Origin of the sequence: Actinomadura chibensis NBRC 106107, from assembly GCF_001552135.1 — a bacterium.
GTDB lineage: Bacteria > Actinomycetota > Actinomycetes > Streptosporangiales > Streptosporangiaceae > Spirillospora > Spirillospora chibensis.
In genome coordinates, this window is the sequence record NZ_BCQP01000020.1 from 12,646 (window position 1) to 34,251 (window position 21,606).

The following is a 21,606-nucleotide window of genomic DNA, read 5'->3' on the forward strand; positions in this document are numbered from 1 at the left end:
CGAACGGCTGAGGACCGACCCGTGGTTTTGTCACTTCCGTGAGCAATGCGGCGGCCCAAGTTCTGCTTTTGAGGGGATTGCGGCCCCCAGGGCGGGCTGGTTGACTGTGGCCTCGCTACTCCCGAGTAGAACATGGTGAGTCCCGGGTGCGCGCGGGCCGATCGCGGTCCCGGTCGGAACTGAACGCGAAAGGGGACGGGGAACGGCTCGATTCGCTGTGGCCGTCCGTTTTTCCGGACGCCGCGGCCGGGCGTGCAGGAGACCATCTTCGACCGGGAAAGTGCCGTTTGATGTCCACCGAGTTCGTCCCTCTTTCGGCCGCGCAGCGGAGCGTCTGGTACGCGCAGCAGCTCGCCCCGCGAACGCCGATCCAGATGGCGCAGTACATCGAGATCGAGGGCCCGGTCGACCACGGGCTGCTCGACCGGGTGGCGCGGATCGCCGCGCACGAGGCGCTCGGCATGAACGCCCGGCTGACCGAGCGGGACGGCGTCCCCGGCCAGCTCCTCGACCCGGCCGCGACCGCGACGATCCCGCTGGTCGACCTGTCCGGCGCGGCCGACCCGGACGCCGCGTCCCGCGCCTGGATGCGGGAGCGGATGGCGGCGCCGCTGCCGCTGGACGCCGACCCGCTGTACGTCACGGCCCTGCTGCGGCTGTCGCCCGTCCTGCACCGCTGGTTCATCCGCGCGCACCACGTGATCCAGGACGCCTACAGCGGCTCGCTGATCAGCCGCCGCGCCGCCGAGGTCTACACCCTGCTCGCGGGCGGCGGCGCGTACGAGCCCGCCGAGCTCGGCGACTACCGGGCGGTCCTCGCGGCCGAGGAGGCCTACCGGGCGTCGGAGCGGTTCGAGCGCGACCGCGCCTACTGGACCGAGCGGTTCGCCGACCGCCCGCTCGCGGTGTCCCTCTCCGCCGGGACGGCGGAGCCGACCGCCGACTACCTGAGCCTCGGCACGGTCGTCCCGCCGGAGGACGCCGCCGCGCTCGCGGCCGCCGCCCGCCGGCTGCGCACCGCCACGCCGGGCCTCGCGATCGCCGCGACCGCCGCGTACGTGGCGCGGATGACCGGCGCCGACGACGTGATCCTCGGCCTCGCCGTCTCCGGCCGGACGACGCGGGTCGCGCTCGACACCCCCGCGATGCTCGCGACGGTCCTGCCGCTGCGCGTGCGGGTGCGCCCGGACATGACGGTGGACGATCTCGTCCGCGCCGCGACCCGGGCGAGCGCGCGGGCGCTGCGCCACCAGCGCTACCGGCGCGACGACCTGCTGCGCGACCTGCGCCTGCTCGGCGAGCCGCGGCGGCTGTACGGGCCGGTCATCAACATCATGCCGTTCGACTACCGGCTCGACTTCGCGGGCCTGCCCGCGCGGATGCACCCCCTCACGACCGGTCCCGTCGACGACCTGTCGATCAACGTCTACGACAACTTCGACGGCGCCGGGCTGCGGGTCGACTTCGACGCGCACCCCGACCTCTACACCGAGGGCGAGGTCGGCGCGCACCTGGACCGGTACGTCCGGTTCCTGCGGGCGCTCGGCGACGCCGACCCGGCCGCGCCGCTCCGCGACGTGGACCTGCTGGACGACGCCGAGCGCGCCCTCGTCCTCGCCGGGTGGAACGACACGGCGTCCCCCGTCGACCCGGCCGCCGTCGTCCCCGGGCTGGTCGAGGCGCAGGCCGCCCGCACCCCGGACGCCCCCGCCGTCACGCACGACGGATCCACGCTCACCTACCGGGAGCTGAACGAGCGGGCCAACCGGCTCGCGCGCCACCTCGCCGGGCTCGGCGTCGGCGCGGAGGACTTCGTCGCGCTCGCCCTGCCGCGCGACGCCGGGCTGGTCGTCGCCGCGCTGGCCGTGCTGAAGGCGGGCGCCGGGTACCTGCCGCTCGACCTCGCGTATCCGCCCGACCGCGTCGCCTACATGCTGGCGGACGCGTCCCCGGCCTGCGTCCTCACCACGCGGGCGGCCGTCCTGCCCGGCGAGACGCCCCGCGTCGACCTCGACGCCCTGTCGCTGGACGGGCTGAGCGGCGCGGACGTCGCCGACGCCGACCGCGCCCGGCCGCTCCGCCCCGGCAACCCCGCGTACGTGATCTACACGTCCGGGTCGACGGGACGGCCCAAGGGCGTCGTGGTCTCGCACGCGAACGTCGTCGACTTCTGCGCCCAGGCGATGGCCGGCTACGGGCCCGCGCGGCTCGCCCGCGTGCTGTTCTCCACGTCGCTGAACTTCGACGTGTCGCTGTTCGAATGGCTGGCGCCGCTGGCGGCGGGCGGCGAGATCGAGGTCGTCCGGGACCTGCTGGAGGTCGCCGAGCGGGGCGGCTGGTCCGGGACGCTGGTCAGCGGCGTCCCGTCCGCCGTGGCGGCGCTGCTCGCGCGGGGCGGGCCGCGCCTTGAGGCCGGCGACGTGGCGCTCGGCGGGGAGGCGCTGCCGCCGCAGCTCGTCCGGGACGTCCGCGCGCTGCTCCCGGACGCGCGGATCTCCAACATCTACGGCCCCACCGAGGCGACGGTCTTCGTCACCGGCTGGTACGACGACGGCAACGCCGAAGGGCACGCGCCGATCGGCCGCCCGATGGCCAACACGCGCGCCTACGTGCTCGACGGCGCGCTGAAGCCCGTCCCGGTCGGCGTGCCCGGCGAGCTGTACCTCGCGGGCGACGGCCTCGCGCGCGGCTACCTGAACCGCCCGGCGCTGACCGCCGAACGCTTCGTGGCCTGCCCCTACGGCGGGCCGGGCGAGCGGATGTACCGGACGGGCGACCTCGTCCGCTGGAACCCGGACGGGCACGTCGAGTACCTCGGCCGCCTCGACCACCAGGTCAAGGTGCGCGGCTTCCGGATCGAGCTCGGCGAGATCGAGGCGGCCCTCGCCGAGCACCCGGACGTGGCGCAGAGCGCCGTCGTCGCCCGCCGCGACGCCGCCGGGGACACCGTCCTCGCCGGGTACGTCGTCGGGTCCGGCGCCGACCCCGCCGCGCTGCGCGCGTTCGCGGCCCGGACGCTGCCCGGGCACATGGTGCCGTCCGCGATCGTCGTGCTGGACGCGATGCCGCTCACCCCGAACGGCAAGCTGGACCGGGACGCGCTGCCCGAGCCGGAGTTCGCCGCGTCGGCCGCCGCCCGCGCCCCGCGCGACGCCCGCGAGGAGATCCTCTGCGGGATCGTCGCGGACGTCCTCGGCCTGGACCGGGTCGGCGTGGACGACGGCTTCTTCGACCTCGGCGGCGACTCGCTCAAGGCGACCCGCGTCGCCGCCCGCGCCCGCGCCGCGCTGGGCGTCGAGCTGCCCGTCCGCGCGCTGTTCGAGGCCCCGACCGTCGCCGGGCTCGCCGCGTTCGCCGCGTCGGCGTCCGGCGCCGCGCGTCCGGCGTTGCGGGCGGGGGAGCGGCCGGAGCCGCTGCCCCTGTCGGCGGCGCAGGAGCGGCTCTGGTTCCTGAACCGGCTCGAAGGACCCACCGCGACCTACAGCATGCCGATCCCGCTGCGGCTCACCGGCGCGGTCGACCCGGACGCGATGCGTTCCGCCCTGCGGGACGTCGTCGCCCGGCACGAGTCGCTGCGGACGCTGTTCGCCGACGCCGACGCCGACGCCGACGGGGCGGCGCGGCAAGTCGTCCTCGCGCCGGACGAGGCCGACCCGGTGTTCACCGTCGGCGAGACCGCCGACGTGCGGGGCGCGGTGTTCGCCGACGCGACGCGGGGCTTCGACCTGGCGCGGGAACTGCCCGTCCGCGCGCACCTGTACCGGCTCGGGCCGGACGAGCACCTGCTGCTGATCGTCCTGCACCACATCGCCGGGGACGGCTGGTCGATGGCCCCGCTCGCCCGCGACGTGATCACCGCCTACCTCGCGCGGCGGGACGGGCGGGCGCCGGAGTGGGCGCCGCTGCCCGTCCAGTACGCCGACTACGCGCTCTGGCAGCGGGACCTGCTCGGCTCCGCGGACGACCCCGGCGGCCTCGCCGCCCGCCAGCTCGCCTACTGGACCGGCGCCCTCGCCGGGCTGCCCGAGGAGATCCGGCTGCCGTGCGACCAGCCGCGCCCGGACCGCGCGTCCTACCGGGGCGGCCAGGTCGCCTTCGACGTCCCGGCCGAGGTCGCGGACGGGGTGCGCGCCCTGGCCCGCGACCACCAGGTCAGCGTGTTCATGGTGCTCCAGGCCGCGCTCGCCGCGCTGCTGACCCGGCTCGGCGGCGGCACGGACGTCCCGATCGGGTCACCCGTCGCGGGCCGCACGGACGCGGCGCTCGACGACCTCGTCGGCGTGTTCGTCAACACGCTGGTGCTGCGGACGGACACGTCCGGCGACCCCGCGTTCGCCGAGCTGCTCGCCCGCGTCCGGGAGGTCGACCTCGCCGCCCACGCGCACCAGGACGTCCCGTTCGAGCGGGTCGTGGAGGCGCTGAACCCGGCGCGGTCGCTCGCGCGGCATCCCTTGTTCCAGGTCATGCTGACGTTGCAGAACAACCCCGAGGCGTCGGTCGAGCTGCCGGGCCTGGACGTCGCCGTCGAGCCGGTGGACGCCGGGGTCGCCAAGTTCGACCTGGAGTTCCTGCTGGAGGACGCCCGCGACGGCGGCGGCGGCGGGTTCGCCGGGACCCTCGAATACGCCCGCGACCTGTTCGACCGGGACACCGCCGAGCGGCTCGCCGGGTGGTACCGGGGGACGCTGGAGGCGGTCGTCGCGTCCGGCGGGTCCGTCACCGTCGAAGGACTCGGCCTGCCGGGCCTGCCGGGCCTGCCCGCGGCCGTGGACGGGCCGGTGGAGAAGCGGCTCGTCGCGTACGTCGTCGCCGCGCCCGGCGAGACCCTCGATCCGGAGGAGCTGCGCGCCCACGTCCGGGACAGCCTGCCCGAGGCGATGGTGCCCGCCGCCGTCGTCGTCCTGGACGCGCTGCCGCTCACCCCGAACGGCAAGGTCGACGTCAGGGCGCTGCCGAAGCCGGACCTGGCGATCGTCCCGGCCGCCGCGTACCGGGCGCCGACCGGGGCGGCGGAGGAGGCCGTCGCCGCCGTCTTCGCCGACCTGCTCGGCGTGGACCGGGTCGGCGCCGACGACGACTTCTTCGCCCTCGGCGGCAACTCGCTCGTCGCGATGCGGGTGGTCAGCCGCGTCCGCCGGGTCCTGGACGCGGAGCTGCCCGTCCGCGCGCTGTTCGAGGCGCCGACCGTGGCGGGCCTCGCCGCGCTCGTCGGCGGCGCCCGGCCGGGGCGTCCCGCGCTGGCGCGGCGCGAGCGGCCCGGCGCGGTCCCGCCGTCGTACGCGCAGCAGCGGCTGTGGTTCCTCAACCGGTTCGAAGGGCCGTCCGCCACCTACAACATGCCCGCCGCCCTGCGCATCCGGGGCGCGCTGGACGTCGGCGCCGTGCGCGCCGCCGTCGGGGACGTCGTCGCCCGGCACGAGTCGCTCCGCACGATCCTGCCGGACGGCGGGGGAGTGCCGAGGCAGGTCGTCCTGGACCCGGCCGCCGCCCGTCCCGAGCTGGAGGTGGCGGAGACGACGGAGGCGGAGCTTCCGGCGCGGCTCGGCGCGGCCGCCGGGTACGCGTTCGACATCTCCACCGAGCCGCCGCTGCGCGCCCACCTGTTCCGCGTCGCGCCGGACGAGCACGTCGCGCTGCTGCTCATGCACCACGTCGGCGGCGACGGCTGGTCGATGGCGCCGCTCGCCCGCGACTTCGTCACCGCCTACGCGGCGCGCGCCGCCGGTCGGGCTCCGGGGTGGGCGGAACTGCCCGTCCAGTACGCCGATTACACGCTTTGGCAGCGGGAGCTTCTGGGGTCGGAGGACGACCCGGAGAGTGTGATCTCCCGGCAGATCGCTTTTTGGCGCGGGGCTTTGGCGGGGTTGCCGGAGGAGCTTCGGCTTCCGGCGGACCGGCCGCGTCCGGCGGAGGCGTCCCACCGCGGCGCGACCGCGCGGTTCCGGCTGGGCCCGGACATCCGCACGGCTCTGGACGACCTCGCGCGCGCCACGGGGGCGAGCCCGTTCATGGTCGCCCAGGCCGCGTTCGCCGCGCTGCTGACCCGGTTGGGCGCCGGGACGGACGTGCCGATCGGTTCCCCGATCGCCGGTCGGACGGACGAGGCGCTCGACGACCTGGTCGGCATGTTCGTGAACATGCTCGTCTTCCGCACGGACACGTCCGGCGACCCGTCGTTCCGGGAACTGATCGGACGAGTGAAAGAGGCCGATCTCGCCGCATACGCCCATCAGGACGTTCCGTTCGAGCGGCTCGTGGAGGTGCTGAATCCGCCGCGCCATCTGGGGCGGCATCCGCTGTTCCAAGTCGGCCTGACGTTCCAGAACAATCCGGAGGCGCGGCTGGAGATGCCCGGGTTCAGCGCGGAACCGGAGCCGCTGAGCGCCGGGGTGTCGCGTTTCGATCTGCTGATGATCCTCACCGAGCGGGGCGGCGGGCTCGACGGCGAACTGGAATACGCGCTCGACCTTTACGACCCGTCCACGGCGCGCGAATTGGTCGGACGCTTTGAGCGGTTCCTCTCGGCCCTTCTCGCCGACCCCGATGCGCCCATCGGCACCGCCGAGATCCTGGCCCCGGACGAGCGCTCCCGGATACTCGAAGAATGGAGCGGCGGGAGCGCGCCTCCTGGTGAGCGGGCCACGATTCCCGCGTTGTTCGAGGCTCAGGCGGCGGCGCGTCCGGATGCGTTGGCGGTGACATTCGAGGGCGTGTCGTGGACGTATGCGGAGGTGAACGCTAAGGCCAACCGTTTGGCGCGGCGGCTGGCGGGTGAGGGGGTCGGGCCGGAGCGGTTCGTGGCGTTGGCACTGCCGCGTTCGGCTGATCTGGTGGTCGCGGTCCTGGCGGTGTTGAAGGCTGGGGCCGCTTATGTGCCGATCGATCCGGACTATCCGGCGGATCGGATCGCCTACATGGTCGAGGACGCCAAGCCCGTCTTGACGCTGGGCCCGGATGACCTGGACGCGTCCGGCTACGACGATTCCAATCTGGGTGTGGAGGTCTCTCCCGATAATCCGGCGTATGTGATTTACACGTCCGGGTCGACGGGGCGGCCGAAGGGCGTGGTGGTTCCGCATCAGAACGTGGTGCGGTTGCTGCGCTCTACCGAAGACTGGTTCGGCTTCGGTCCGGATGATGTGTGGACGCTGTTCCACTCCTACGCGTTTGACTTCACCGTGTGGGAGTTGTGGGGATCGCTGCTGTACGGAGGCCGCCTTGTCGTCGTGCCGTATCTGACGTCCCGCTCGCCCGCCGACTTCTTGCAACTCTTGGAGGCGGAGCGGGTCACGGTTTTGAACCAGACGCCGTCGGCGTTCTATCAATTGATGTCCGCTGACAAGGACGAACCCGGATCAGATCTGGCGCTGCGGTACATCGTCTTCGGTGGCGAGGCGCTTGATCTCGGACGGCTTGACGATTGGTATTCGCGGCATCCCGAGGACGCTCCGACGCTGGTCAACATGTATGGCATCACCGAAACCACGGTGCACGTCTCCTACCTGGCTCTAGATCGCGCGTATGCGGCGACCGCGCCTGGCAGTGTCATCGGTGCCGGAATTCCAGATCTGCGTGTGTACGTCCTGGATTCGCGTTTGCGGCCCGTCCCGCCCGGCGTCGCGGGTGAATTGTTCGTGGCGGGTGCGGGGTTGGCGCGCGGGTATTTGAACCGTCCCGCCCTGTCGGCCGAGCGGTTCGTCGCCGACCCGTTCGGCGCGCCCGGCACCCGCATGTACCGGACCGGGGACCTCGGCCGCTGGCTGAAGGACGGCACGCTCGAATACCTCGGGCGCAGCGACCAGCAGATCCAGTTGCGCGGGTTCCGGATCGAGTCGGGCGAGGTCGAAGCGGTCCTGGCCAGGCACGACACGGTCTCCGACGTCGCCGTCATCGTCCGCGACGAGCGCCTGATCGCCTACGTGACCGGCTCCGGAATCGACCCGGCGGAACTGCGGCGCGAAGCCGCCAAAGTCCTCCCCGATTACATGGTCCCGGCGGCCGTCGTGGAACTGGACGCCCTTCCGCTCACCGCCAACGGCAAACTGGATCGGAACGCGCTGCCCGACGCCGGAACGGCCATCAGGGTGTCGGCGCGCGAGCCGCGCACCACCGAAGAGGAAATCCTCGCGGTGCTGTTCGCCGAAGTGCTCGGATTGGAACGCGTCGGCGTCGACGACGGGTTCTTCGACCTCGGCGGCGACTCCATCATCGCGATCCAACTCGTCTCCCGCGCCCGCCGATCCGGTTTGGTCATCACTCCCCGCGACGTCTTCCAGTACCAGACCGTCGAGGAACTCGCCGCGACGGCGAAACCCGTCGGCGACGGCGACGGGATCGAGCCGGAACCGCCGGGCGCGGGGATCGGGCCCGTGCCGGTGACGCCGATCATCGCGTGGCTGCGCGACCGGGCGGGCGGCGACGCCTCGCTGATCCGCGGCTTCCACCAGGCGACGCTGCTGCGCACCCCGCCCGACCTCGGCTTGGAGAGGCTGACGGCGGCGTTCCAGACCGTCCTGGACCACCACGACATGCTCCGCCTCCGCCTGGACGTGGAGGCGGCCGAGTGGCGTCCCGTCGTCCGGCCGCGCGGGTCGTGCGCCGCGTCCGGCCTGGTCACCAGGGTGGACGTCGCCGGGCTCGACGCCGACAAGCTCCGCGCCGTGGTCGCCGAGCACGCCGCCGCCGCCCGCGACCGGCTCGACCCGTGCGCGGGGACGACGGCGCAGCTCGTCTGGTTCGACGCGGGCCGCGAGCAGGGACGCCTCCTCCTCGTCCTGCACCACCTCGCCGTGGACGGCGTCTCGTGGCGGATCCTCCTGCCCGACCTGGTGACGGCCTGGGTCGGGGGAGACCTCGACCCCGTCCCGACGTCGTTCCGGCGCTGGGCGCAGAAGCTCACCGCCACCGCCGTGGCCGCCACCGAACCGGACGAATGGCTCGACATCGTCGACGGCCCCGCCCCGGACCTCGGGTGCCGTCCGCTCGACCCGCGCGTGGACATCGCGGCCCGCGCCCGCTCCGTCACCCTCGAACTCCCCGCCGACGTCACGCGGCCGCTGCTGACCGACGTGCCCGCCGCGTTCCACGGGCGCGTCAACGACGTGCTCCTCACCGGCCTGGCGCTCGCGGTCGCGGCGTGGCGGCGCGGGCGCGGCGGACGCGGCACCGGCGTCCTCGTCGACCTGGAGGGCCACGGCCGGGACGGCGGGGTCCCGGGCGCCGACCTGTCCCGGACGGTCGGCTGGTTCACCTCGATCCACCCCGTCCGGCTGGACGCGGGCAACGCGACCGGAGGCGCGGCCATCAAGAAGGTGAAGGAGCAGCTCAGAGCGGTGCCCGGCACCGGCGTCGGCTACGGCCTGCTCCGCTACGGCGGCGCCGACCCGGCGGCCGCCGAACTGGCCGAACCGGCACCCGCGCAGATCGCGTTCAACTACCTCGGCCGCGTCGATCCGGGCGGTGGCGCGGGCGGCGACTGGACGCTCGCCCCCGAGGAGCTCCCCGCGGGCGAGGACCCGCGGATGCCGATGGCGCACGTCCTGGAGATCAACGCGGTCACCCGCGACCTGCCGGACGGTCCCGTGCTGTCCGCGACGTGGACGTGGCCCGGCGGCGTCCTCGACCCGGACGACGTCCGGGAGCTGGCGGAGGGCTGGTTCACGGCGCTGCGCGGCCTCGCCGCCGCCGGCGCCGCCGGGACCGGCGCCGGGTTCACCCCGTCCGACCTGCTCGTCGACCTGGACCAGAGCGAGATCGACGGGCTGCAGGACGCGTGGAGGCGGCGGTGAACCGGGGGGACATCGAGGACATCCTCCCGCTGTCCCCGCTCCAGCAGGGGTTCTTCTTCCACGCGGTCGTCGACGCCGGGGACTCCGACGTGTACACGGCGCAGCTCGTCCTCGACCTGGACGGGCCGCTGGACGCCGCCGCGCTGCGCGCCGCCGCCGGGACGCTGCTGCGCCGCCACGCCAACCTGCGCGCCGCGTTCTGGCACGAGGACCTGTCGCGCCCCGTGCAGGTGATCCCGCGCGCGGTCGAGCCGCCGTGGACGGAGGTCGACGCGGACGAGGCGGAAGCGGACGCGATCGTCGCGCGGGAGCGGGCGCGCGGGTTCGACCTGACCGCGCCGCCGCTGTTGCGGTTCGTGCTCGTCCGGACGGGCCCCGCCCGCCACCGGCTGATCTTCACCAACCACCACATCCTGCTGGACGGCTGGTCCACGCCGATCCTCGCGACCGAGCTGTTCCTGCTGTACATGCAGGGCGGCCACGACACGGGGATGCCGCGCGTCACCCCGTACAAGACCTACCTGGCGTGGCTCGCGAAGCAGGACCGCGCCGCCGCCGAGGACGCCTGGCGCCGCGCCCTGCACGGCCTGGACGGGCCGAGCCTCGTCGCCCCGCACGCGGCCGGGCGACCTCCGCGCCCGCCCGAGCGCACGGCCACCGAGCTGGACGAACGCGCCACCCGCCGCCTCACCCGCGCGGCCCGCCGCCACGGCGTCACGCTCGGCACCGTCCTGCAAGGGGCATGGGGCCTGGTCGTCGGGCGGCTGCTCGGGTCGGACGACGTCGTGTTCGGCGCGACCGTGTCCGGGCGCCCGCCGGAGCTGCCCGGCGTCGAAGAGATGATCGGGCTGTTCATCAACACGCTGCCGGTCCGCGTCCGGTACCGGCTGGACGAACCGCTCGCCGCGCTGATGGAACGGCTCCAGGACGAGCAGACCGGACTCCTCGCCCACCACCATCTGGGCCTCACCGACATCCAGCGGGTGGCGGGCCACGGCGGCGCGCTGTTCGACACCATGACGGTGCTGGAGAACTACCCGTTCGACCCGTCCGCGATGGACGGCTCCCTCAACGGCGTCCGCATTGCCGCAGCCGACTCTTACGACGCGACCCACTTCCCCTTGTCCTTCGTGGCCGTGCCCGGGGAGAGGCTGTCGCTGCGTCTGCATTACCGGCCCGATGTGTATGAGCGTCCCGTCGTGGAGGCGCTGCTCGGGCGCGTCCGCCGTTTCCTGGAGGCGTTCGCCGACGACTCCGGACGCCCGATCGGCGCCGTCGCCCTCGCGAGCGACGCCGAGCGGGCCGCCCTCGCCGCCTGGAACGACACCGGCAGGGGCGAACCGTCCGGCACGATCCCCGCGCTGTTCGAGGCGCAGGCCGCCCGCACCCCGGACGACGTCGCGCTCGTCTGCGGCGACGCCCGCCTCACCTACGCCGAGCTGGACGGACGCGCCGACCGGCTCGCGCGCGAGCTGACCGCGCGGGGGATCGGCCCCGAGGACCGCGTCGCGCTCGTCCTGCCGCGCACCCCGGAGATCGTCGTGGCGATCCTCGGCGTGCTGAAGGCGGGCGCGGCGTACGTGCCGATCGACCCGGAGCATCCGGCCGAGCGCGTCCGGTTCATGCTGGACGACTGCCGGCCCGCGCTGACCATCACCGAGGGCGGCTTCCCGGCCGGCGCCGGAGGGCACGCACACGACCCGTCCGGCGCCGACCGGGTTCCCCCGTCCCGGCCGTCGCGCCCGCTCCGTTCGGGGAATGCCGCCTACGTCATCTACACCTCCGGTTCCACCGGGCGCCCGAAAGGCGTGACCGTCCCGCACGGCGGCGTCCTGAACTATTTCGAGGCGCACCGGGAACGGTTCTTCGACCCGGTGGTCGAAGCCGCCGGTGGACGCCGCCTGCGCTTCGCGCACCTCGCGTCGTTCTCGTTCGACACGTCCTGGATGGGTCTGCTCTGGATGATGTACGGCCACGAGCTGCACCTCATCGACGACGACACCCGCCGCGACGCCGATGCGTACGCCGCATACGTGGCGCGGGCGCGGATCGACCTGGTGAACACCACCCCGTCGCATTTCGCGTCCCTTCTCGAAGCCGGTCTCCTCGACGACGACGGACGGCACCGCCCGGCGCAGCTCCTCCTCGGCGGCGAGGCGATCCCGGACGCCCTGTGGGAGAGACTCCGCGCCACTCCCGGCGTCACCGCGCGCAATTTCTACGGGCCCACCGAATCCACGATCGACACCATGAGCCAGGTCGTCGAGGACCGCGCCCGGCCGTCCGTCGGCGGGCCGTACCGGAACGTCCGCGCCCGCGTGCTGGACGCCGCGCTCCAGCCCGTCCCCGCCGGCGTCCCCGGCGAGCTGTACCTCGCGGGCGCGCAGCTCGCCCGCGGCTACCACGACCGGCCGGGGCTCACCGCCGAGCGGTTCGTCGCCGACCCGTTCGGCGCGCCCGGCGACCGCCTCTACCGCACCGGCGACCTCGCCCGATGGCTCCCGGACGGCACGATCGAGCACCTCGGCCGCGCCGACGACCAGGTCAAGATCCGCGGCTTCCGGGTCGAGCCCGGCGAGATCGAGCACGTGCTCGCCGGGTGCCCGGGCGTCGCGCGGGCCGCCGTGGTCGCCCGCGCGGACCGTCCCGGCGACCGGCGGCTCGCCGCCTACGTCGTCGGCGGCCCCGGACTCGACGCGGCGGCGGTCCGGCGGTTCGCGGCCGAGCGGCTGCCCGGCCACATGGTCCCGGCGGTCACCGTCCTCGATGCGCTGCCGCTCACCGTCAACGGCAAGCTCGACCGGGCCGCGCTGCCCGCCCCCGGCGGCGCCGCGCCGGGCACGCCCCGGGCGGCGCGGTCGCCCCGGGAGGAGATCCTGCGCGAGCTGTTCGCGGAGGTGCTCGGCGTGGCGCGGGTCGGCGTCGACGACGGGTTCTTCGCGCTCGGCGGCGACTCGCTCACCGCCACCCGCCTCGCCGCCCGGATCCGGTCCGCGCTGGGCGTCGAGACGACCGTGCGCACGCTGTTCGAGGCGCCGACCGTCGCGGGACTCGCCGCGCGGCTCGCGGACGCGTCCGGCGAGGTGCGGCCGCCGCTCGTCCGCGCGGACCGCCGTCCCGCCGTGGTCCCGCTGTCGTACGCGCAGCGGCGGCTGTGGTTCCTCAACCGGTTCGAGCGCGCGGCGGCGACGTTCAGCATGCCGGTCGCGCTGCGGCTCACCGGCGCGCTCGACCTCGGCGCGCTGCGCGACGCCCTCGGCGACGTCACCGCCCGGCACGAGTCGCTCCGCACGATCTTCCCGGACGCGTCGGGGAGCGCGCGGCAGGTCGTCCTCGACCCGGCCGACGCGCGTCCCCGCCTCGACGTGGTCGAGATCGGCGAGGACGCGCTGCCGACGGCGCTCGCCGCGATGGCGGGGGAGGGTTTCGACCTGTCCGTCGAACCGCCGGTCCGGGCGCGGCTGTTCGCGCTCGGCGGCGACGTCCATGTGCTGATGCTCGTCCTGCACCACATCGCGGCGGACGGCTGGTCGATGGCGCCGCTCGCCCGCGACGTGCTCCACGCCTACGCGGCCCGTTCTGGCGGACGGGCTCCCGAGTGGGCGGAACTGCCCGTGCAGTACGCTGATTACACGCTTTGGCAGCGGGAGCTTCTGGGGTCGGAGGACGATCCGGAGAGCGTGGTCTCGCGGCAGATCGCGTTCTGGCGGGAGGCTTTGGCGGGGTTGCCGGAGGAGCTTCGGCTTCCGGCGGACCGGCCGCGCCCGGCGGAGGCGTCCTACCGGGGCCGCACGCACGCCTTCGACCTGAACGCCGACCTGCACGCCGGGCTGCTCGCGGTCGCCCGGCAGAGCGGCGCGACCCTGTTCATGGTCATGCAGGCCGCGTTCGCCGCGCTGCTGACGCGGTTGGGCGCCGGGACGGACGTGCCGATCGGCTCCCCGATCGCCGGTCGGACGGACGAGGCGCTCGACGACCTGGTCGGCATGTTCGTGAACATGCTCGTCCTGCGCACGGACACGTCCGGCGACCCGTCGTTCCGGGAACTGGTCGGACGAGTGAAAGAGGCCGATCTCGCCGCATATGCCCATCAGGATGTTCCGTTCGAGCGGCTCGTCGACGTCCTCAACCCGGCCCGGTCCATGGCACGGCATCCGCTGTTCCAGGTCGTCCTTTCATTCCAGAACGATCCGGAGGCGCGGCTGGAACTCGACGGGCTCAGCGGCGGCGCCGAGCCGCTCATATCCGGTGCCGCGAAATACGACCTTTCCCTTTATCTGGAAGAGCGGCACCGCGACGACGGAACGCCGGGCGGAATCCAGGCCGGGCTCGAATACGCCCTCGACCTCTTCGACCCCGGCACGGCGGAATCGATCGCGGGACGGTTCGAGCGGCTCGTCCGCGAACTCGTCGCCGACCCGGACGCGCCGATCGGCGCCGCCGACATCCTCGACCGCCGGGAACGCCGCACCCTCCTGCGCCAATGGGCCGGAGGACGCGCGACTTCGGTCGAACGCTCCACGATCCCTGGCATGTTCGAGGCGCAGGTGGCGGCGCGTCCGGATGCGTTGGCGGTGTCGTTCGAGGGCGTGTCGTGGACGTATGCGGAGGTGAACGCTAAGGCCAACCGTTTGGCGCGGCGGCTGGTCGAGTGGGGTGTGGGGCCGGAGCGGTTCGTGGCGTTGGCGCTGCCGCGTTCGGCTGATCTGGTGGTCGCGGTTCTGGCGGTGTTGAAGGCGGGTGCTGCCTATGTGCCGATCGATCCGGATTATCCGGCGGATCGGATCGCGTACATGGTGGAGGACGCCAAGCCCGTCCTGACGCTGGGCCCGGATGACCTGGACGCGTCCGGCTACGACGATTCCAACCTAGACGTTGATATTTTGCCGGATAATCCGGCGTATGTGATTTATACGTCGGGGTCGACGGGGCGGCCGAAGGGTGTGGTGGTTCCGCATCAGAACGTGGTGCGGTTGCTGCGCTCTACCGAGGACTGGTTCGGTTTCGGCCCGGATGATGTCTGGACGCTGTTCCACTCCTACGCCTTCGACTTCACCGTCTGGGAATTGTGGGGATCGCTGCTTTACGGCGGTCGCCTCGTCGTCGTGCCGTATCTGACGTCCCGGTCGCCCGCCGACTTCCTCGGACTGCTGGAGGCGGAGCGGGTCACGGTCCTGAATCAGACGCCGTCAGCCTTCTACCAATTGATGGCCGCTGACAAAGACAATCCCGGAGCCGATCTGGCACTGCGGTACATCGTCTTCGGCGGTGAAGCGCTCGACCTCCGGCGGCTTGACGATTGGTATTCGCGGCATCCCGAGGACGCTCCGACGCTGGTCAACATGTATGGCATCACCGAAACCACCGTGCATGTCTCCTATCTGGCTCTCGATCGCGCGTATGCGGCGACCGCGCCCGGCAGTGCCATCGGTATTGGCATTCCCGATCTACGCGTCTACATCCTGGATTCAAGGCTCCAGCCCGTACCGCCCGGCGTGGTGGGTGAACTGTTCGTCGCGGGCCCTGGATTGGCGCGCGGGTATTTGAACCGTCCCGCGCTGTCGGCCGAGCGGTTCGTCGCCGATCCGTTCGGCGCGCCCGGTACCCGCATGTACCGGACCGGGGACCTTGGACGCTGGCTGAAGGACGGCACGCTCGAATACCTCGGACGCGCCGACCAGCAGGTCCAGTTGCGCGGATTCCGGATCGAGCTGGGCGAAGTCCAGGCCGTTCTGACCAAGCACGAATCCGTCCGGGACGCCGCCGTCATCGTCCGCGACAACCGCCTGATCGCCTACGTGACCGGCTCCGGAACCGACCCGGCGGAACTGCGCCGCAGCGCCGCCAAGGACCTTCCCGATTACATGGTCCCGGCGGCCGTCGTGGAACTGGACGCCCTTCCGCTCACCCCCAACGGCAAACTGGACCGCGACGCGCTGCCCGATCCCCGCGAAACCGCGAAAGTGTCGTCCCGCGCACCCCGCACCACCGAAGAGGAAATACTCGCGGGCCTGTTCGCTGAAGTTCTCGGCCTGGAAAACGTCGGCATCGACGACGGATTCTTCGACCTTGGCGGCGATTCCATCATCGCGATCCAACTCGTCTCCCGCGCCCGCCAATCCGGATTGGTCATAACCCCGCGCGACGTCTTCCAACACCAAACCGTCGAAGAACTCGCCACAACGGCGAAACCCGTCAGCGAAGCGAACCAGGTCGAACCGGAACCGCCGCGCGCGGGCATAGGACGAATCCCGGCCACGCCCATCATGCGCTGGTTCCAAGCCCTCAACGGCCCGACGACGGGCTACAGCCAGCGGCTGCTCCTCCGGGTCCCGCCGGACCTCGGCGTGGAGAGGCTGACGGCGGCGCTCCAGACCGTCCTGGACCACCACGACATGCTCCGCCTCCGCGCCACCGCCACCGAATTCGAGGTGCTCGAACCCGGCGCGATCGACGCGGCCCCGCTCGTCCGGCGCGTCGACGTGTCCGCGCTCGACACACCGTCACTCCGGGCCGTCCTCGCCGACGAGGCGGAGCGGGCCCGCCGCCGACTTGTCCCGTCCGCCGGGACACTGGCGCAACTGGTCTGGTTCGACGCGGGCCCGGACCGCTCGGGACGCCTCCTCCTCACCCTCCACCACCTCGCCGTGGACGGCGTGACCTGGCGCATCATCGTCCCGGACCTCGTCACGGCCTGGGCCGGGGGAAACCTCGGCCCCGTCCCGACGTCGTACCGGCGGTGGGCGCGGCGGCTCGCCGCCGCGGCCTCGGACCCGGCCCGGACGGCCGAGCTGCCGTTCTGGGAGGACGTCCTCGCCACCCCCGACCCGCCCCTCGGCGCGCGCCCCCTGGACCCGGCCGCCGACACGTTCGCGACGGCCCGCCACCGCACCCTCGACCTGCCCGCCGACGTCACCGGACCGCTGCTCACCGACGTCCCGGCCGCGTTCCACGGGCGCGTCAACGACGTGCTCCTCACCGGCCTCGCCCTCGCCGTCGCCGAATGGCGCCGCGACCGCGGGATCACCGACGACACGGCCGTCCTCATCGACCTCGAAGGGCACGGCCGGGAGGAGATCGTCCCGGGCGTCGACCTGTCCCGCACGGCGGGCTGGTTCACCTCGATCTTCCCGGTGCGGCTGGACGCCGGACGGGTCGAGCCCGCCGACGTCCGCGACGGCGGGCAGGCCGTCGGCACCGCGCTCAAGCGGGTCAAGGAGCAGCTCCGCGAGATCCCCGACAACGGGATCGGCCACGGGATCCTCCGGCACCTCGCCCGCGCGGCGACCCTCGCCGCCGAGCACCCGCAGATCGCGTTCAACTACCTCGGCCGGTCCGCCGCGCCCGAGGCCGCCGACTGGGCGCCCGCCGACCGGGCCGACGCCGCCGCGCTCGGCCCCGGCCAGGACGGCGCGCTCGCCCTCGTCCACGCGATCGAGGTCAACGCGCACACCCGCGACCTCCCGGACGGCCCCGAGCTGTCCGCGACCTGGACGTGGGCGGGCGCCCTGTTCGAGGACGCGGCGATCGACGACCTCGCCGGACGCTGGTTCGCCGCGCTGCGCGGCCTCGTCGCGCACGTCGCGGGCGGCGCGTCCGGCGGCCCGGTCGGCGGGTTCACGCCGTCCGACCTGCCCCTCGTGGACCTCGGCCAGGACGAGATCGACGAGCTGGCCGCCGAACTCGACGGTGAAGGGGAGCCGGAGTGAGCGCGTCGCAGCTTGAGGACATCCTGCCGCTGTCCCCGTTGCAGCAGGGCCTGTTCTTCCACGCGCTGTACGACTCGGGCCGCGACGTCTACACCGCGCAGACCGTGGTCGACCTGCGCGGCCCCCTCGACGCGGACGCGCTGCGCGCCGCCGCCGCGACCCTGCTGCGCCGGCACGCCAACCTGCGCGCCGGGTTCCGGCAGCGGAAGGAGGGCTCGCCCGTCCAGGTCGTCCACCGGAGGGTCGGGCTGCCGTGGCGGGACGCCGACCTCTCCGCCCTCCCACGCGACGAGCGCGAGGCCAAGGCCCGCGAGATGGCGGACGCCGAACGCGCCCGCCCGTTCGACATGGCGAAACCGCCGCTGCTCCGCTTCCTGCTCCTCAAGCTGGCGGACGACCTGCACCGCATGGTCTTCACCAACCACCACATCGTCCTGGACGGCTGGTCCACCCCCGTCCTCCAGACCGAGCTGTTCGCCCTGTACCTGGCCAAGGGCGACGACACGGGGATGCCGCGCGTCACCCCGTACAAGACCTACCTGGCGTGGCTCGCGAAGCAGGACCGCGCCGCCGCCGAGGACGCCTGGCGCCGCGCTCTCGACGGCGTCCACGAACCCACCCTCGTGGCCCCGGCCGCGCCCGAGCCCGGCGCGGAACCTCCCGGACGGGTCAGAACCCGCCTCACCGAAGAATTCACCTCCGCGCTCAGCGCGCGCGCCCGCGCCCACGGCGTCACCCTCAACACGGTGTTGCAGCTCGCCTGGGGCGTCCTGGTCGGCGGGCTCACCGGTTCGGCCGACGTGGTGTTCGGCGCGGCGGTGTCCGGGCGTCCGCCGGAGCTGCCGGGCGTGGAGCGGATGATCGGGCTGTTCATCAACACGCTGCCGGTCCGGGTGCGGGTCCGCCCGGCCGACACCGTCGCCGCCGCGCTGACCCGGCTCCAGGACGAGCAGGCCGCGCTGCTGCCGCACCACCACCTCGGCCTGTCCGACATCCAGCGCCTCACCGGCGGCGGGACGCTGTTCGACACCATGACCGTCCTGGAGAACTACCCGTTCGACCAAGAGACGGCGGGCGCCGACCTCGGCGGACTCACCCTCCACGCCGTGGACGGCTACGACGCCTCGCACTACCCGCTGACGCTCGCCGCCATCCCCGGCCCCCGGCTCTCCCTCCGCATCGACCACCGCGCCGCCCTTCACACCGCGGACGACGCGCGCCGCCTGGCGCGCCGCCTCGTCCGCGTCCTGGAGGCGATCGCCCGCCACCCCGACCTGCCGCTCGGCCGGATCGACACCCTGGACGGCGACGAGCGCGCCCTCGTCCTCGACGCCTGGCAGGGACCGGCCGACCGCCGCCGTCCCGGCACGCTCACCGGGCGCTTCGCCGAGCAGGCCGCGAAGACGCCGCACGTCATCGCCGTCCGCGCCGCCGGGGAGCCGACCACCTACGCGGAGCTGGACGCGCGGGCCAACCGCCTCGCGCACCGCCTCGCCGGGCTCGGCGTCGGACGCGAGACGCCGGTCGCCGTCCTGCTCGAAAGATCTGCCGACACGGTGGCGGTATCGCTGGCAATTCTCAAGGCGGGCGGGGCCTACGCGCCAATCCATCACGGCCACCCGCCCGACCGGATGGCATGGGCGGTCGCGGAGGTCGGCGCGCCCGTCCTCGTCACCGACACCGCGATGCGCGACCGCCTGCCCGGCCTGGACGCCCGTCTGATGGTCGTGGACGACGACCCCGAGATCGCCGCCCAGCCCGACACGGCCCCGGACGTCCCGTGCCATCCCGAGCAGCTCGCCTGCGTGCTGTTCACGTCGGGGTCGACGGGCGTGCCGAAGGGCGTCATGCTGCGCCACCGCGACGCCGTCGACCTCGCCACCGACGGGCGGCTCGGCGGCGGCGCGCACGACCGCGTCCTCGTCCACTCCCCGCACGCCTTCGACGCCTCCCTCTACGAGCTGTGGACGCCCCTGCTGCGCGGCGGGACCGCCGTCGTCGCGCCGCCCGGCCCGCTCGACGGCGCGGCCCTCGAGAAGATCATCGCGGCCGAGGACCTCACCGGCCTGTTCCTCACGACCACCCTGTTCAACCTCGTCGCGGACGAGCGCCCGCACGCGTTCGCGCGGCTCCGCGAGGTGCTGACCGGCGGGGAGGCGGGCTCGCCCGGCGCGATCCGCAAGGTCCTCGCCGCCTGCCCGGACACCGAGGTCGGCAACGCCTACGGCCCCACCGAGGCCACCACGTACACGACGATCGCCGGGCAGCGGGCGCGGCTCGCCGACCCGGACGAGACGTCCGCCGTCCTCGGCCGCCCCCTCGACGGCGTGCGCGTCTACGTACTGGACGGCGCGCTCCGGCCCGTCCCGCCGGGCACCGTCGGCGAGGCGTACCTCGCGGGCGCCGGGGTCGGCCGCGGCTACCTCGGGCGCCCCGCCGCGACCGGGGAGCGCTACGTCGCCGACCCGTTCGGCCCGCCCGGCGCCCGCATGTACCGGACGGGCGACCTCGTCCGGTGGCGCCCGGACGGCGCGCTCGACTACGTCGACCGCGCCGACTCCCAGGTCAAGGTCCGCGGGTTCCGGATCGAGCCGGACGAGGTCGAGGCCGCCGTCGCCGCGCATCCCGCCGTCGCGAACGTCGCCGTCGTCGCCCGCGACGACGCGCCCGGCGGCAGGGCCCTCGTCGCCTACGTCATCGCCCCGGCGCTGGACGGCCTGCGCGACTTCGTCAGGGAGCGGCTGCCCGAGTACATGGTCCCGGCCGCGTTCGTCCGGCTCGACACGTTCCCCGTCGGGCCGAACGGGAAGCTGGACCGGCGCGCCCTGCCCGCGCCCGACTACGGCGGCGCCGCCGCCGGACGCGCCCCCCGCACCCCGGACGAGGAGCGGCTCTGCGCGATCGTCGCGGACGTCCTCGGGCTCGACCGCGTCGGCGCCGACGCCGGCTTCTTCGACATCGGCGGCGACAGCATCTCCGCGCTGCGGCTCGCCGCCCGCGCGCGGCGGGAGGGCTTCGACCTCACCCCGCGCGACGTGTTCACCCGCCAGACCGTCGAGGCGCTGGCCGGGACGGCGGAGCCCGAAGGCGACCGGCCGGGGTTCGAGGTGCTGCTCCCGATCCGGACGTCCGGGACGCGGCCGCCTCTCTTCTTCGTCCACCCGGCGGGCGGGCTGGCGTGGAGCTACCTCCAGTTCCAGCGCCACCTCGGGCCCGACCAGCCGCTCTACGGGCTCCAGGCCCGCGCGTTCACCCGGTCCGAGCTGCCGGAGTCGGTGGAGGAGATGGCGGCCGACTACCTGGAGCAGGTCCGGAGCGTCCGGCCGTCCGGGCCCTACCACCTCGCGGGATGGTCGCTCGGCGGGCTCGTCGCCTACGAGATGGCCGTCCGGCTCCAGGACGCGGGCGAGCGCGTCGGCCTGCTCGCCCTCATCGACGCCTACCACGGCCAGGACCTCGGCTCCGAGCACCGCGACGTCCTCCCCGAGCTGCTGGAGTCGATCGGTGTCGACGCGACCATGGTCGCCCCGGACGGACACCCCGACCTGCCGCGCATCATGGCCGTCCTCGCCGAACGCGGCGACGCCCTCGCCACCCTGGGCGAGGACGACCTCGTCAACGTCTACCGCAACTACGAGAACGGCGTCCGCCACGCCGAGCGGTACCGGCCGGGACGGTTCCGCGGCGACGTCGACTTCTTCACCGCGCTGCGGGGACGCGCCCCCGGCGCGCCGAGCGGGCCGTCCACCTGGGGGCCGCTCGTCGACGGCGCGGTCGCCGACCACCCCGTCGACGCCGAGCACCACCTGCTCATGGAGCCCGGCCCGGCCGCCGCGCTCGGCGCCGTCCTCGCCGCCCGCCTCGACGCACTGCACCGCGACCACGGAAAGGGACGCTCATGACCAACCCGTTCGAGGACCCCGACGGCGCCTACCTCGTCCTCGTCAACGCCGAGGGCCAGTACTCGCTGTGGCCGGCGTTCGCCGACGTCCCCGCCGGGTGGACGGTCGCCAAGGACGCCGCCCCCCGGCAGGACTGCCTCGACCACATCGAGGAGAACTGGACGGACATGCGGCCGAACAGCCTCATCGAGGCGATGGGCGGCTGAG

Annotated in this window: 4 protein-coding genes; all 4 read left to right on the forward strand. The window is 73.7% G+C overall.

Annotation, left to right across the window (positions count from 1 at the left end; translation table 11 throughout):
• Positions 1–290 precede the first annotated feature (290 nt).
• The 4 genes from ACH01S_RS13240 to ACH01S_RS13255 are packed head-to-tail and all read left to right on the forward strand — an operon-like array spanning position 291 to position 21,605.
• Positions 291–9,788, forward strand: a complete 9,498-nt coding sequence (locus tag ACH01S_RS13240) for a non-ribosomal peptide synthetase (RefSeq protein ID WP_067890151.1) — start codon at positions 291–293, stop codon at positions 9,786–9,788.
• On the forward strand, positions 9,785–17,497 hold the full coding sequence (locus ACH01S_RS13245; protein WP_067890238.1) for a non-ribosomal peptide synthetase: 7,713 nt from the start codon (positions 9,785–9,787) through the stop codon (positions 17,495–17,497). Before ACH01S_RS13240 ends, ACH01S_RS13245 begins: the two co-directional genes overlap by 4 nt.
• On the forward strand, positions 17,494–21,399 hold the full coding sequence (locus tag ACH01S_RS13250) for a non-ribosomal peptide synthetase (RefSeq protein WP_067890154.1): 3,906 nt from the start codon (positions 17,494–17,496) through the stop codon (positions 21,397–21,399). Before ACH01S_RS13245 ends, ACH01S_RS13250 begins: the two co-directional genes overlap by 4 nt.
• Positions 21,396–21,605 carry an MbtH family protein gene (locus ACH01S_RS13255; RefSeq protein ID WP_067890156.1) on the forward strand — a complete coding sequence of 70 codons (210 nt, stop codon included), beginning with the start codon at positions 21,396–21,398 and terminating at the stop codon, positions 21,603–21,605. Before ACH01S_RS13250 ends, ACH01S_RS13255 begins: the two co-directional genes overlap by 4 nt.
• The last annotated feature ends 1 nt before the right edge of the window (position 21,606 follow it).